At 56.4% G+C, this 14,762-nt stretch carries 14 protein-coding genes; 9 read left to right on the forward strand and 5 right to left on the reverse strand.

Annotated features, from left to right (window positions below; genetic code table 11):
- Positions 1-2 precede the first annotated feature (2 nt).
- From hemX to hemC, 3 genes are read right to left on the reverse strand one after another with little or no spacing between them, the layout of a single operon-like run.
- Positions 3-1,127: a uroporphyrinogen-III C-methyltransferase gene (gene hemX / locus E5C26_RS00890; RefSeq protein WP_135314670.1), complete on the reverse strand. Its 1,125-nt coding sequence runs from the start codon at positions 1,125-1,127 to the stop codon at positions 3-5.
- 23 nt (positions 1,128-1,150) lie between these two features.
- Entirely contained in the window at positions 1,151-1,891 is a 741-nt protein-coding gene (hemD, locus tag E5C26_RS00895; protein WP_135314671.1) for a uroporphyrinogen-III synthase, read from the reverse strand.
- Positions 1,888-2,829: a hydroxymethylbilane synthase gene (gene hemC, locus E5C26_RS00900; protein ID WP_135314672.1), complete on the reverse strand. Its 942-nt coding sequence runs from the start codon at positions 2,827-2,829 to the stop codon at positions 1,888-1,890. Before hemC ends, hemD begins: the two co-directional genes overlap by 4 nt.
- 316 nt (positions 2,830-3,145) lie before the next feature.
- On the opposite strand from hemC, the gene E5C26_RS00905 reads away from it, so the two are divergent.
- The gene (locus E5C26_RS00905; RefSeq protein ID WP_135314673.1) at positions 3,146-5,698 is read left to right on the forward strand and encodes a class I adenylate cyclase; all 2,553 of its coding nucleotides are present in this window, start codon (positions 3,146-3,148) and stop codon (positions 5,696-5,698) included.
- 46 nt (positions 5,699-5,744) lie between these two features.
- Here E5C26_RS00905 and cyaY read toward each other — a convergent pair whose 3' ends face one another.
- Positions 5,745-6,065 (reverse strand): iron donor protein CyaY, encoded by a 321-nt coding sequence (gene cyaY / locus E5C26_RS00910; RefSeq protein WP_012004651.1) that lies wholly within the window; start codon positions 6,063-6,065, stop codon positions 5,745-5,747.
- A 78-nt stretch (positions 6,066-6,143) separates the two neighbouring features.
- Between cyaY and lptM the strand changes: the two genes are divergently transcribed.
- The 6 genes from lptM (at position 6,144) to uvrD (ending at position 11,797) form a co-directional block, all read left to right on the forward strand.
- Positions 6,144-6,350 (forward strand): LPS translocon maturation chaperone LptM, encoded by a 207-nt coding sequence (gene lptM / locus E5C26_RS00915; protein ID WP_017891271.1) that lies wholly within the window; start codon positions 6,144-6,146, stop codon positions 6,348-6,350.
- 57 nt (positions 6,351-6,407) lie between these two features.
- Complete coding sequence (gene dapF / locus E5C26_RS00920; RefSeq protein ID WP_012004653.1) at positions 6,408-7,232, forward strand: diaminopimelate epimerase; 825 nt, start codon at positions 6,408-6,410, stop codon at positions 7,230-7,232.
- Positions 7,229-7,933, forward strand: coding sequence for a DUF484 domain-containing protein (locus tag E5C26_RS00925; RefSeq protein ID WP_135314674.1), 705 nt, complete (start codon positions 7,229-7,231; stop codon positions 7,931-7,933). The genes dapF and E5C26_RS00925 overlap by 4 nt, the downstream gene beginning before the upstream one ends.
- Positions 7,930-8,841, forward strand: a complete 912-nt coding sequence (xerC, locus tag E5C26_RS00930; protein WP_135314675.1) for a tyrosine recombinase XerC — start codon at positions 7,930-7,932, stop codon at positions 8,839-8,841. Before E5C26_RS00925 ends, xerC begins: the two co-directional genes overlap by 4 nt.
- On the forward strand, positions 8,841-9,557 hold the full coding sequence (gene yigB, locus E5C26_RS00935; protein ID WP_135314750.1) for a 5-amino-6-(5-phospho-D-ribitylamino)uracil phosphatase YigB: 717 nt from the start codon (positions 8,841-8,843) through the stop codon (positions 9,555-9,557). The genes xerC and yigB overlap by 1 nt, the downstream gene beginning before the upstream one ends.
- A 77-nt stretch (positions 9,558-9,634) precedes the next feature.
- Positions 9,635-11,797: a DNA helicase II gene (uvrD, locus tag E5C26_RS00940; protein WP_112363631.1), complete on the forward strand. Its 2,163-nt coding sequence runs from the start codon at positions 9,635-9,637 to the stop codon at positions 11,795-11,797.
- Positions 11,798-11,840: 43 nt separating this feature from the next.
- Here the strand turns inward: uvrD and E5C26_RS00945 are convergent, their stop codons facing one another.
- Complete coding sequence (locus E5C26_RS00945) at positions 11,841-12,320, reverse strand: WbuC family cupin fold metalloprotein (protein ID WP_135314676.1); 480 nt, start codon at positions 12,318-12,320, stop codon at positions 11,841-11,843.
- A 434-nt stretch (positions 12,321-12,754) separates the two neighbouring features.
- Here E5C26_RS00945 and corA point away from each other — a divergent pair, with 434 nt between their 5' ends.
- Entirely contained in the window at positions 12,755-13,705 is a 951-nt protein-coding gene (gene corA / locus E5C26_RS00955) for a magnesium/cobalt transporter CorA (protein WP_012004659.1), read from the forward strand.
- Between the two features lie 259 nt (positions 13,706-13,964).
- Complete coding sequence (locus tag E5C26_RS00960; RefSeq protein ID WP_135314678.1) at positions 13,965-14,717, forward strand: IclR family transcriptional regulator; 753 nt, start codon at positions 13,965-13,967, stop codon at positions 14,715-14,717.
- The last annotated feature ends 45 nt before the right edge of the window (positions 14,718-14,762 follow it).

Consider the following 14,762-nt stretch of genomic DNA (forward strand, 5'->3'; position numbering starts at 1 on the left):
GCTTATCCCTCCTGATGAGCGGCAGGGGACTGGGTCATCAGATTACGTACCCGGGTCTGCATCAGTTTTTCCAGCAGTGGCTGGCTTTTCAACTGGTCCGGCACGTCCATGGTGATTGACTGCTGGCTCAGGGCATCCAACTCTTCCAGGAAAGCTTTCGTGGCCGGGTCGGTGGTATCAAAGTAGGCGCGGATCCAGGTTGAGATGGTTTCCAGCGACTGTTTATATACTTCGTTCTGGTGGCGTGGGATCGCCTGAGCGGCAACCAACAGGCGCGAACGGATATTCTCGCGCAGGTAAATGTCCTGGTTCGGAGCCAGCAACGGTTCGGCACTGCTATCACGGCGGCGAACGGTAATAAAGTCGGCCATAAAGTTGTGCCAGCTTTTGGTCAGGTTTTGTCGCCATTCGCTGATCGAACTCGATAGCTCACTGCTGTCCTGATCCATCGGCGCTTCGTCACTGTCGTTATCCGCCAGGCGAAGGTTATCAACCTGATTGGATAACTGATTGGTCTTGAGGATGATACCGTCGAAATCCACCTGGGTCAGGGTGGACAGCGTGCTGATGTCTTCGGTGATGGCCCGGCGAACCTCGAGCAGGCTCGGATCGTTCATGTCTGCCAGGCTGGCATCGGCACTTTTCAGCAGGGCGGCGGCGGTAGTCACGTCCTGATCGCTCCACAGTTTACGCCCGGCCATTTTCACCAGGAAGTCGGCCTGCGCCAGCAACCAGGTTTTGGCGTCGCTGCCGGAGATGATGGCGACTTTTTCTTGCAGCTCACTCAGTTGTCGCGTCAGGGTCGCTTGCTCGCGGTCGGCGGCATCCAGCGTTTTTCCCTGTTGCTGCAACAGGCCTTCCAGCGCATTTTTTTCTTGCTGTTGGCTCTGTTTCAGCGCTTCAAGCTGCTGCTGCAAGTTTTGATTGGCGGTGATTAACTGCTGTGCCTGTCGATGTGTGTGGTAATAGCCACCCGCGCCCAGGGCAATAACCAGCACGATGGCGATTGCGCCCAATACCGGGCCGGTATTTTTACCTTTACGCGGGTTAGCGTCTGGTGGCTTGGGGCTATCAGCCACTGGGGTTGGCTCTTCAACCGGGGCGGAGGGGGTATTTTGTTCCGTCATAGTGGCACATCCCATAGTCAGGTTTATTGTAGCGCGCGGATCAGCGCGTCATTATCGGCGTTATCAGCTACCCGAATTGTGCTCCAGCCCAATTCCTGGGCGAGGGTAGCCAGGCGTTCACTCACCACTACCAGGCGGCAACGCAACAGCCACGATGAACGGTAGTAATCAGGAACTAAAGTATAGAGCTGTTGTAACATTTCACCGCTGGTGACTACCAGCGTATCAACACCGGCACGTTGCCAGTGGGCGCTTTGCTCGCTGCCATCATAGTGCACCGGGCTGCGTTGATAACATTCATAATAGCTGACGGCGGCCCCGCGCTCACTCAGGCTGTTGCCGAGCAGCTCGCGTCCGCCGTTGCCGCGCAGGATCAATGCCTGTTTGCCGTCCAGCTTCTGCAACGCCGGCAACAGAAGCAGCGTTTCGCTGATCTCCTGCTCGCGTGGATATTCCACCGGCAGGCTGCTGATGCGGTGCATCGCCAGTGCGGTATTACGGCCAATAGCATAATAGGTCAGTCTGGCAGGCCATGGCAGCCCAACGCGACCCATCACCGAGTTGGCGTAGCTGACCGAATGTTGCGACAGGATAAACACCAAATCGCCATCATTGAGTTGCTGCAACGCCTGCGGCAGTTTGGGCAGGTCACCGCCAGGGGCGAAGTCGATCAGCGGGGCATGATAGGCAACCCGGCCGAGCGCACGCAGTCGGCTGACCAATTGCTCTCCCGAAGGAGAAGGGCGGGTTACCAGTATAGTCATGCTGGAGGATTTCCCTGATAAACATCCTGTAGGATTTCGCGCGCGCCCTGTGCCAGCAACTCTTCCGCCAGCTCAACGCCCATTTGTTCCGCCAGCGCCGCTGGGCCGCGACGTTCGCCGCGCACCATCTGGCTGCCGTCCGGAGAACCCACCAGCGCACGCAGCCACAGGCTGTCACCATCTAGTTCGGCATAGCTGCCGATCGGCACCTGACAACCGCCCTCCAGCCGGGTATTCATCGCACGTTCGGCACGAACGCGGGTTTCGGTTACGGCGTGATTGAGCGGGGCCAGTAGCGCACGGGTAGTTTCATCGTCGAGGCGGCACTCAATGCCCACCGCACCCTGACCGACCGCCGGCAAGCACTCTTCCGGGCTCAGCGGGCTGCGGATACGTTGCTCCAGACCCAGGCGCTTGAGCCCGGCGACCGCCAGAATAATGGCGTCGTAATCACCGTTGTCCAGCTTTGACAAGCGGGTGCCAACATTGCCGCGCAGATCGCGCACGATCAGGTCCGGACGACGCTCACGTAACTGGCACTGGCGGCGCAGGCTGGAGGTGCCGACCACGCTGCCCTGCGGCAGTTGATCCAGCGAGGCGAAACGATTGGATACAAATGCGTCGCGCGGATCGTCGCGCTCGCAAATGGTCACTAAACCCAGGCCGGCGGGGAAATCTACCGGGACGTCTTTCATCGAATGGACGGCGATATCGGCGCGGCCATCGAGTAGCGCCAGCTCAAGTTCCTTAACAAACAGCCCTTTACCACCGACTTTCGCCAGTGGCGTATCCAGAATAATGTCGCCCCGCGTTACCATTGGCACCAGTTCGACCTGCAGGCCGGGGTGGCTGGCGATCAGGCGCTGCTGCACATAATGTGCCTGCCAGAGAGCGAGTGGGCTTTGTCGGGTGGCAATTCGAATAATTTTGTCTAACATGCTTGTTACCGTTTTTATAATTCGCCGTTCATCCTACCACTGAGTGTGAAAACTGTCAGTGCAAGAAGCCGCAGGCGAAGAAAGGACAACGGAATCAACGGGACGTGTGATGTGTTTTGGGGCAGTTAACACTGCGGGTAAATCGTTTGGAGTGGCGCTACAATAATAGTGAAGCGTTACTTCCTTTACGGTCAATCAGCAAGGTGTTAGATTGATCACGTTTCCAGCAATAAGTTGCCAAATATTCTTCCAACACTAACGGCGCTTATGGAATACGGGTTTTTTTCTAAATACCGGGATAATCAGGCGAGACGTCTTGTACCTCTACATCGAGACACTGAAGCAGAGACTGGATGCGATCAATCAATTACGAATCGATCGCGCCCTAGCGGCCATGAAGCCCGCGTTCCAACGGGTATACAGTCTGCTGCCTACCTTATTGCACCACCACCACCCACTGATGCCAGGTTATCTGAACGGTAACGTTCCCCATGGCGTTTGTATCTACACGCCTGATGAAACCCAGCAAGATTACCTCAACGATTTAGAAGACAAATGGGGCAGCCCGTTTGACAAGCTGGCCAGCGGTGAACTGCCGATTACCGGGGTTTACTCGATGGGCAGCACCTCGTCGATCGGCCAGAGTTGCAGCTCGGATCTCGACATCTGGGTGTGCCACCAGTCCTGGCTGGACAACGAAGAGCGTAATCGCCTGCAGCAGAAATGCAGCCTGTTGGAAAAATGGGCGGCGTCGATGGGGGTCGAAGTCAGCTTCTTCCTGATCGATGAAAACCGCTTCCGCCATAACGAAAGCGGCAGCCTGGGCGGTGAAGACTGCGGTTCTACCCAACATATCCTGCTGCTGGACGAATTTTACCGTACCGCAGTGCGCCTGGCTGGCAAACGTATATTGTGGAACATGGTGCCGGGCGAAGAAGAGGCACATTACGATGAGTATGTGTTGTCGCTGTACTCGCAAGGCGCGTTAACGCCGAACGAATGGCTGGATCTTGGTGGTTTGGGTACGCTGTCGGCGGAAGAATACTTCGGTGCCAGCCTGTGGCAGTTGTACAAAAGTATCGACTCGCCTTACAAGGCGGTGCTGAAGACCCTGTTGCTGGAAGCTTATTCCTGGGAATACCCGAATACTCAACTGTTGGCGATGGACATCAAACAGCGCCTGCATCAGGGTGAGATCGTCTGCTTTGGTCTCGACGCCTACTGTATGATGCTCGAACGTGTCACGCATTATTTGAACGCCATCAACGATACCACCCGCCTCGATCTGGTCCGCCGCTGCTTCTACCTGAAAGTCTGTGAAAAACTGTCGCGTGCCAACGCGTGCGTCGGCTGGCGTCGTGAGATCCTCAGCCAGCTGGTCAGCGAATGGGGCTGGGACGAAGAACGTCTGGCTATCCTGGATAATCGCGCCAACTGGAAAATCGAGCGGGTGCGGGAAGCGCACAACGAATTGTTGGATGCGATGATGCAAAGCTACCGCAACCTGATCCGCTTCGCCCGTCGCAACAACCTCAGCGTCAGCGCCAGCCCTCAGGATATTGGGGTGCTGACCCGCAAGCTGTATGCCGCGTTTGAAGCGCTGCCCGGCAAGGTGACGTTGGTGAACCCGCAGATTTCGCCGGATCTGTCAGAAGACGACTTAACCTTTATTCACGTGCCGGTTGGCCGCGCCAACCGCACCGGCTGGTACCTGTACAACCAGGCGCCGGCCATGGACTCGATTGTCAGCCATCAACCGCTGGAATATAACCGTTACCTGAACAAGCTGGTGGCCTGGGCTTATTTCAACGGCCTGCTGACACCGAAGACCCGTTTGCATATCAAGAGCGGCAACCTGTGTGACACCGCCAAACTGCAGGAGTTGGTGGCCGATGTGTCGCACCACTTCCCGCTGCGGCTGGCGGCACCCACGCCAAAAGCCTTGTACAGCCCGTGTGAAATTCGCCATTTGGCGATTATCGTCAATCTGGAAAACGATCCGACCGCCGCCTTCCGCAATCAGGTGGTGCATTTCGATTTCCGCAAGCTTGATGTGTTCAGCTTTGGTCAGCAACAACAGTGCCTGGTGGGCAGTATCGATCTCTTGTATCGCAACTCCTGGAACGAAGTGCGTACTCTGCATTTCAGCGGTGAGCAATCGGTGCTGGAAGCCTTGAAGACCATTCTTGGCAAAATGCATCAGGACGCCGCCCCACCGGAATCGGTAGAGGTGTTCTGCTACAGCCAGCATCTGCGCGGTTTGATCCGTACCCGCATTCAGCAGTTGGTGTCAGAGTGCATTGAACTGCGCTTGTCCAGCACCCGACTGGAACCGGGCCGCTTTAAAGCGGTACGGGTTGCCGGCCAGACCTGGGGCCTGTTCTTTGAGCGGCTGAGCGTGTCGGTGCAAAAGCTGGAAAACGCGGTGGAATTTTACGGTGCTATTTCCCACAACAAATTGCATGGCCTGTCGATCAAAGTGGAAACCGATCAGGTGCATTTACCGCCAGTTGTGGATGGTTTTGCCAGTGAGGGGATTATTCAATTCTTCTTTGAAGACACCTCGGACGACAAGGGCTTTAACATCTATATTCTGGATGAGTCGAACCGGGTTGAGGTTTATCACCATTGTGAAGGCAGTAAAGAAGAACTGGTACGTGACGTCAGCCGTTTCTATTCTTCCTCGCACGATCGCTTCACCTACGGTTCCAGTTTTATCAACTTCAATTTGCCGCAGTTCTACCAGATAGTGCAGCTTGATGGCCGTACTCAGGTGATCCCATTCCGCAGTAACGTGTTGTCGAGCCTGTGTGTTCCCTTGGCCGACGGTGCGGCTCAGCCGCTGAAACAGCAGTTCCAGCTGCACTGACATCGCAGGGGCTCAGTAAACTGAACCCCTGCGAGTGCGGCTATTTTCAGGCAAATTTCACTTCTTCGCCGGCCTGTGCGCTGGCGGCTTCGCTTAGCAACGGATAGAACGCACGATCGCTGCGATCGCAGAGCCACACGCCATCACGGTAGTTAAAGTGATAGCCGCCGGTCTTGGTCGCCAGCCAAACCTGATGCAGAGGCTCCTGGCGATTAATGACAATTTTGGTGCCATTTTCGAAGCTTAACGTCATTACGCCACCGTTGGTTTCGTAATCGATATCCGCATCGCCATCAAAATCGTCCAGTGTCTCTTCAATATTAAGCATCAGTTGGTCAGCCAACTGGTGAAACTCACTATCGTTCATATTCAATTCCTATTGCTTTTCATGATCCACCTGCGATTATAGAGACCTTGGACGCATGAATTACAGGCATTAATGCAAATGAAAAAACAACTACGCTATGCGCTGATGGCAGTTCTGCTTGCCGGGCTCTCCGGCTGTGGTCTGAAAGGCCCGCTGTACTTCCCTCCAGCCGATCCGGCCAGCACTAAGAAACCGGCTACTCAGGTTCAGACCGGCGAACAGGTACAGAAAAATCAGCAGGAACTTTCCAGCTCTCAGCAAAAACCGTCGATGAGCGCTCAGTAACACCCTATTTGCGGCGGCACAGGCCACCGCAAACCAAGACGGATAGCGGAGTATGATATGCAGTTCTCCAAAATGCACGGTCTGGGCAACGACTTTATGGTGGTCGATGCCGTTACACAGAATGTCTATTTTTCACCCGAGCTGATCCGCCGTTTGGCCGATCGGCACCTGGGCGTTGGCTTTGACCAGCTGCTGGTGGTAGAACCGCCTTACGATCCGGAACTGGATTTCCACTACCGCATTTTTAACGCCGACGGCAGTGAAGTGGCGCAGTGTGGCAACGGTGCTCGCTGTTTTGCCCGCTTTGTGCGGCTGAAAGGGCTGACCAACAAGCGCGATATTCGCGTGAGCACCCAGACCGGACGTATGGTGCTGAGCGTCACCGATGACGATTTGGTGTGCGTGAACATGGGCGAACCGAACTTCGATCCGCAGACGGTTCCCTTTCGCGCGACCAAAGAAGAAAAGACTTACATCATGCGCGCGGCGGAACACACGGTGCTGTGCGGCGTGGTGTCGATGGGCAACCCGCATTGTGTTTTACAGGTGGATGATGTAAAAACCGCCAAGGTGGAATTGCTCGGGCCGGTGTTGGAAGGGCATGAGCGCTTCCCTGAGCGGGCCAATATTGGTTTTATGCAAATTGTCAGCCGTGAGCACATCAAATTGCGCGTGTATGAGCGCGGTGCCGGCGAAACCCAGGCCTGCGGAAGCGGTGCCTGCGCGGCAGTGGCAGTGGGGATCCAACAGGAATTGCTGTCAGAAGAGGTGCATGTAGAACTGCCGGGCGGCAGCCTGCATATTCGCTGGAAAGGACCGGGCAGCCCGCTGTTTATGACCGGTCCGGCAACCCATGTATATGACGGATTTATTCATCTATGAAGAGTGTTGAGGACCAGGCTGTCGCAGGCATTGAGCTTGACGACGATACCGTGATGCAGTTTCTGCTGCAAAACCCGGATTTCTTTATCCGCAATGCGCGGTTGGTGGAACAGATGCGCGTTCCCCATCCCGTTCGCGGTACCGTGTCGCTGGTCGAGTGGCATCTGGCCCGCCAGCGTAACCATATCAACCGGCTGGAAGAAGAAATCACCCTGCTGATGGAGCAGGCCAGCGCCAACGAAACGCTGTTTGCCAGCCTGCTGCATCTGCAGGCCAATCTGGCCACCGCCGACAGCCTGCAGGATATGCTCAATCGCCTGCAGCGATGGGCGCGGGGTTTCGGTTTGGCCGGCGCCAATATTCGCCTGTTTTCTGAAAGCTGGAAAATCGGTGCGCCTTCCGATTTCACCCACCTCGCCCTGACGCGTTCGTCGTTTGAACCGCTGCGTATTCAGCGCCTGGGTGACCAACAACATTTCCTCGGCAGCCTGAATGGGCCCGAACTGCTGTTGTTGCTGCCACAGGCCAAGATGGTCGGTTCGGTAGCGTTGTCGATGCTGGGTGAAGACGGTGAACTGGGCATGGTGATTTTCAGCAGCCGCGATACGCAACACTACCAGCAGGGTATGGGTACGGTAATGCTCAATCAACTGGCGCGTATGCTGCCGGAACTGCTGGAACGCTGGGTCGAACGCGCATGACTCTGCTGGCGGCCAGCCTGCAACAGCCGGTGGACGCTTTTTTGCGCTATCTGAAGGTCGAGCGCCAGCTTAGCCCGCTCACCCAACTGAGTTATTCGCGTCAACTGCAGGCGCTGATGGCGCTGGCGCAGGACATTGGCGTCACGGAGTGGCCGTTGCTGGACGCCGCTAAAGTCCGACAGCTTGCGGCGCGCAGCAAACGTGCCGGATTACAGTCTTCCAGCCTCGCATTGCGCCTGTCGGCGTTGCGCAGTTTTCTCGACTGGCAGGTCAGCCAGGGTATGCTGATTGCCAACCCCGCCAAAGGGATCCGAACGCCACGCAGTGGTCGTCATCTGCCGAAGAATATCGACGTCGATGAAATGAATCAGCTGCTGAATATCGATCTTAACGATCCGTTGGCGGTACGCGATCGCGCCATGCTTGAAGTCATGTACGGTGCCGGGCTGCGTCTTTCGGAACTGGTGGGGCTCGATTGCCGCCATGTCGACCTTGCCGCCGGTGAAATCTGGGTGTTGGGTAAGGGCAGCAAGGAACGCAAGCTGCCGGTGGGCCGCACGGCGGTGACCTGGCTGGAACACTGGCTGGCGATGCGAGATCTGTTCGGGCCATCGGACGATGCCATGTTCCTGTCTAATCAGGGCAAGCGTATCTCGACCCGCAACGTGCAAAAGCGTTTTGCCGAGTGGGGCGTCAAACAGGGCGTTAACAGCCATATCCATCCGCACAAGCTGCGCCACTCGTTTGCCACCCATATGCTGGAGTCGAGCGGCGATCTGCGTGCGGTGCAGGAACTGCTCGGTCACGCCAATCTGACCACCACCCAAATCTACACCCACCTCGACTTTCAACATCTGGCGAACGTGTACGATGCCGCGCATCCACGTGCCAAACGGGGGAAATCATGATGCATTTTTATCGTCCGTTACGACCGCTGGCGGCGCTGACTTTTGATCTGGACGACACGCTGTACGACAATCGGCCGGTGATCAAACAGACCGAGCTGCAGTCGGTAGCCTTTTTGCAGAACTACCATCCTGGGCTGAACCACTTCCAGTCGGCAGATTTTCATCGCCTGCGCCAGGAGCTGCGCGAACAGGATCCGGAGATTTATCACGATGTCACCCAGTGGCGCTGGCGTGCTATCCATCTGGCGCTGAGCCGTCAGGGGCTGCGTGATGCCGAAGCGGCCATCGGTGCCGATGCGGCGATGCAGAACTTTGCGCTGTGGCGCAGTCGCATCGAGGTACCGGACGCGACCCATGCCACCCTGAAAGCACTGGGTGAACGTTTCCCGCTGGTGGCGATCACCAACGGCAATGCCGATCCGGCACTGTGCGGACTGGATGGTTACTTCCAGTTTGTGCTGCGTTCCGGGCCGGATGGCCGCGCCAAGCCCTATCAGGACATGTATCAACTGGCCGCCGAGCGGTTGGGGGTAGCGCCTGAACGCATTCTTCACGTGGGTGATGACTTGACCACCGACGTCGCCGGGGCATTGCGTTCCGGCCTGCAGGCCTGTTGGGTCAACGACCGCCAGCGCAGCCTGATGCAGGCCGCCGACAGCCGTCTGCTGCCACATATTGAGATTTCGCAGTTGGCATCGCTGACAGCATTGTTATAATCCCTGCCAGAACTCTGTATAAATTCCCAGTGGAATCGCGTCTCTGACGCGCTTTCCCTTACCAATTAATGGTGCCTATGGACGTTTCCGATCTGCTCGACAGCCTGAATGAAAAACAACGCGAAGCCGTGGCGGCGCCACGTGGCAACCTGTTGGTACTGGCCGGCGCGGGCAGCGGTAAAACCCGGGTGCTGGTGCATCGCATTGCCTGGCTGCTGGCGGTAGAGAACTGCTCGCCGTATTCCATTATGGCGGTGACCTTCACCAACAAGGCGGCGGCGGAAATGCGCCACCGTATCGAACACCTGATTGGCACCAGCCAGGGCGGCATGTGGATTGGTACCTTCCACGGTCTGGCTCATCGGCTGCTGCGCGCTCATCATCTGGATGCCAACCTGCCGCAGGATTTCCAAATCCTCGACAGCGACGACCAGTTCCGCCTGCTCAAACGCATCGTCAAAGCGCTGAATATCGATGAAAAGCAATGGCCACCGCGTCAGGCGATGTGGTACATCAACGGCAAAAAGGATGAAGGCCTGCGTCCGCAGCATGTGGAAACCTACAACAACCCGGTGGAAGCGACCTGGCTGCGTATCTACCAGGCCTATCAGGAAGCCTGCGATCGCGCCGGGCTGGTGGACTTTGCCGAACTGTTGCTGCGTGCCCATGAGCTGTGGCTGAACAAGCCGCATATCCTCAATCATTACCGTGAACGTTTCACCAACGTGTTGGTGGACGAGTTTCAGGATACCAACAGCATTCAGTACGCCTGGATACGCCTGCTGGCCGGTAATAACAGCAACGTGATGATCGTCGGTGACGATGATCAGTCTATTTACGGCTGGCGCGGCGCTCAGGTAGAAAATATCCAACGCTTCCTGAAGGATTTCCCCGGTGCGCAAAGCGTATTGCTGGAACAGAACTACCGTTCGACCAGCAATATCCTGAAGTCGGCCAATACCCTGATCGCCAACAACGGCGGGCGCATGGGGAAAAACCTGTGGACTGAAGGCGGTGAAGGCGAGCCGATCTCAGTTTACTGTGCCTTCAACGAACTGGATGAATCGCGCTTCGTGGTGGGCCGCATCAAAGCCTGGCAGGAAAACGGCGGTGCGCTGAATGACTGTGCCATCCTTTATCGCAGCAATGCCCAGTCACGCGTGCTGGAAGAGGCGCTGCTGCAAACGGCGATGCCATACCGTATTTATGGCGGGCAACGCTTCTTCGAGCGGCAGGAAATCAAGGATGCATTGGCCTATCTGCGGCTGATCGCCAACCGTAATGACGATGCTGCGTTCGAACGCGTGGTGAATACGCCGACCCGTGGCATTGGCGACCGGACGCTGGACGAAGTGCGTCGTACGGCCCGCGATCGTCAATTGACTCTGTGGCAAGCCACCCGCGCACTGTTGCAGGACAAGGTACTGGCCGGGCGCGCGGCATCTGCGCTGCAACGCTTTACCGAACTGGTGGATTCGCTGGCGCACGAAACTGCCGATATGCCACTGCACGTCCAGACCGATCGGGTGATCCGCGACTCGGGGCTGTTCATTATGTATGAGCAGGAGAAGGGCGAAAAAGGTCAGGCGCGTATCGAAAACCTTGAGGAACTGGTGACGGCAACGCGTCAGTACAGTTATCAGGATGAAGATCAGGATCTGATGCCGCTGCAGGCATTTCTGTCACATGCCGCGCTGGAAGCGGGCGAGGGGCAGGCCGATGCCTATCAGGACGCGGTGCAGTTGATGACCCTGCACTCGGCCAAGGGGCTGGAGTTTCCGCAGGTGTTTATTGTCGGCATGGAAGAGGGGATGTTCCCGAGCCAGATGTCGCTGGACGAAGGCGGCAGGCTGGAAGAAGAGCGCCGCCTGGCCTACGTTGGGCTGACTCGCGCCATGCAGAAACTGACGCTGACCTATGCCGAAACCCGTCGTCTGTACGGTAAAGAGGTTTATCACCGGCCTTCACGTTTCATCGGCGAACTGCCGGAGGAGTGTGTGGAAGAAGTGCGTTTGCGCGCCAGTGTCTCACGGCCGGCGAATCACCGCCGCATGGGCACGCCGATCAGCGAAAACGACACCGGTTACAAGCTGGGCCAGCGAGTGCGCCACCCCAAGTTTGGTGAAGGGACTATCGTCAATCTGGAAGGCAGCGGCGAACACAGTCGACTGCAGATTGCTTTCCCGGGCGAAGGCATCAAGTGGCTGGTGGCCGCCTACGCCCGTCTGGAAACGGTCTAAGGCCGGTGCTAACAGGGGCGAATGATCCGCCCCTGTGGTCACGTCAAACTGAACGGGTATAGTGGTCGCCAATCTGCGCGGTGGCATACCAGCGCATCACCGCCTCGGTACCTTCGGCCCCTTCCTGCGGTGCCCACGGCATGCAGTCTTCTTCGGACAACGCCTGATAAGGCCCTTGTTTCACCTCGAATATTACGCCACCCGGATCAACCGACAGCACGGCATGCCAGGTAAACGCCGGCATCTCCAGCACTTTGGTTTCTTCGCCGAGCAGGGTGCGTTGGGTGACGACGCCATCCTCGTTAAACTGCAGCACCACAAAGCGGCCGCGTAGCGGTGTCAGCAGTTCCCAGGTTTGTGGGTGGCGGTGGGGGCGGATATAGGTACCGGGTTCCATGGCAATCGCCAGTCGCTGCACCGGGTCGCTCAACTCTTCGTGTAACGTACGGTGCGCGCGCAGGCGTGCTACTGTAGCGGCCTGTTCACTCATGCTGGTCAGGTCGTGGGCAGTAATTTGTTTCATCGGTAAAGTCCGCAAGCTTATCGTGGCCTCATCTTAGCAACATTCCCGAGCGGGGTCAGAGATTGCCGTAGCTTTTTCGTGACAGTTATCGCTGATTTTACCCAACGGTTATAGCGATGAATTGTTGCGCAATTATCGAGCCTAACCGGTTGACAGGCTTTTTCTTCTCGGCGTAACATGCGCGCACTATTATCAATGAGGACATACGCCTTGGACACACCCAGTAGATACTGGCTCACTGACCTGGACAACAACAGGTTCAACCTCTAAGGCTATCCCATTGAGCTGATAGCCTTCGTGGTTGTCGGCGACCTCTTCTGTGTCGCTATGAGTCAGATCCATCATGGTCTGAAACAAGCTGGCGATACAACATCCCCCTGTTTCTGTGCTTCCACGCGTTGTTTACCCCTGTCACCACAAGGGAGTTTTAGCTGATGCTAAGCGCGTTTAAATTAGATAACAGCCGTCTGTCCCGTCTGGAGTTGGATGACTCCGATGATCTCACTACGTCACTGTGGGTTGACCTGGTTGAGCCGGAAGAAGGCGAACGTGAGCGCGTGCAAAACGAGCTGGGCCAAAGCCTGGCAACACGCCCGGAGCTGGATGATATCGAAGCCTCCGCGCGTTTCTTCGAAGACGAAGATGGCCTGCATATTCACTCCTTCTTCTATTTTGAAGATGCGGAAGATCATGCCGGCAACTCTACCGTGGCTTTCACCATTCGCGATGGTCGTTTGTATACCCTGCGTGAGCGTGAACTGCCGGCGTTTCGCCTGTACCGCATGCGCGCCCGTAATCTGACGATGGTTGACGGCAATGCCTATGAGCTGTTGCTGGATTTGTTCGAAACCAAGATTGAGCAGTTGGCGGACGAGATCGAAAACGTCTACAGCGATCTGGAAAAGCTCAGCCGGGTGATCATGGAGGGCCATCAGGGCGATGAATACGATGAGGCGCTGTCGACGCTGGCCGAGCTGGAAGATATCGGCTGGAAGGTCCGTCTGTGCCTGATGGATACCCAGCGCGCGCTGAATTTCCTGGTGCGTAAGGCTCGTTTGCCGACCGGCCAGTTGGAACAGGCGCGTGAAGTGCTGCGCGATATCGAATCCCTGCTGCCGCACAACGAATCGCTGTTCCAGAAAGTCAACTTCCTGATGCAGGCGGCGATGGGCTTTATCAACATCGAGCAGAACCGCATCATCAAGATCTTCTCGGTGGTGTCGGTGGTGTTTCTGCCGCCAACGCTGGTGGCCTCAAGCTACGGGATGAACTTTGAGTTTATGCCGGAGCTGAAGTGGTCGTTCGGTTATCCTGGCGCCATCAGCCTGATGATCCTGGCGGGGCTGGCCCCCTATCTGTACTTCAAGCGCAAAAACTGGCTATAACCTTCTCCTTTGATCGGGGGCGATGATTATCGCCCCCGGTTGCTGTTGTCTCCTGATTCTCCTTCCCGACCCCCTATTTTCCCCAACACGCCGTCCGGCATTTAACATTTCATTTAGAACAGAATGACATCTTTGTCACACTTCTCATCCATCGCTCATCAATTAACCATCTTTAGCTTGAGCTGTCGGCAATAACGTTTTAAACAGAGCTAAGTGTCTATTTAAAAACAACATTGTATCTGTATGAGAGACAGAAGATATGAGTCTAAAGAGCCTTTCGACGGCCCTCAGCTTGCTGGATTACTTCACCCCAGAGACACCCAAATGGGGCGTTCGTGGTTTGGCTAAAGCTTGTGGGCAACACCCGGCGGTGGTGCAGCGCATGCTGGCCACTTATACCGAACATGGTTTCTTGCTGCGGCTAGGTGCACCAAAAACGCAATACTGCTTGGGGCTGCGTTTTTATCAACTGGGCGGCATGGTTTCGGGCGTGATGACCTTTATCGAAGTGGTGACGCCCATCCTGCAAACCCTGGCCTTGAGCAGTGGTGAAACGGCCTATTTGAATTGGCTGAGTCGTGATGACTGTATCTGTATTGCCATTGGGGAAAGCCCCAACACGATTCAGTTGCGAGTCAGCACCGGCTCCCATATGCCGCTGCATGCCGGAGCGGCCTCAAAAGCGATTCTGGCGCATATGCCGGCAGCGCATTTTGCGGCCTGGGTGCAACGGCAGCAGGAAAATACCTCAGAAATTACCTGGGATGCGGCGGCATTGCTGCAGGAGTGTGATGCCATCCGCGAGGCCGGATTTGCCTATACCAAAGGGGAATGGGTACGTGAAAGCTTTGGTCTCGCGGTACCCATCTGGGGGAAAGACGGCGTGCTATTTGGTTCGCTGGCATTGGCTGGGCCGGCTTTTCGTTTTGATGAACAACGTATTGCCGGATGCATTGAAGAGATGACGCTGGCCCAGGGGCAGGTTCGTCAGGCACTGCGCCATTTTGGTTAGCGGCAACACCGCCAGGGCAGGAACACCATAACGAAATAGGGCCGG

Origin of the sequence: Serratia proteamaculans, assembly GCF_004684015.1 — a bacterium.
GTDB classification, from domain to species: Bacteria; Pseudomonadota; Gammaproteobacteria; order Enterobacterales; family Enterobacteriaceae; genus Serratia; species Serratia proteamaculans_F.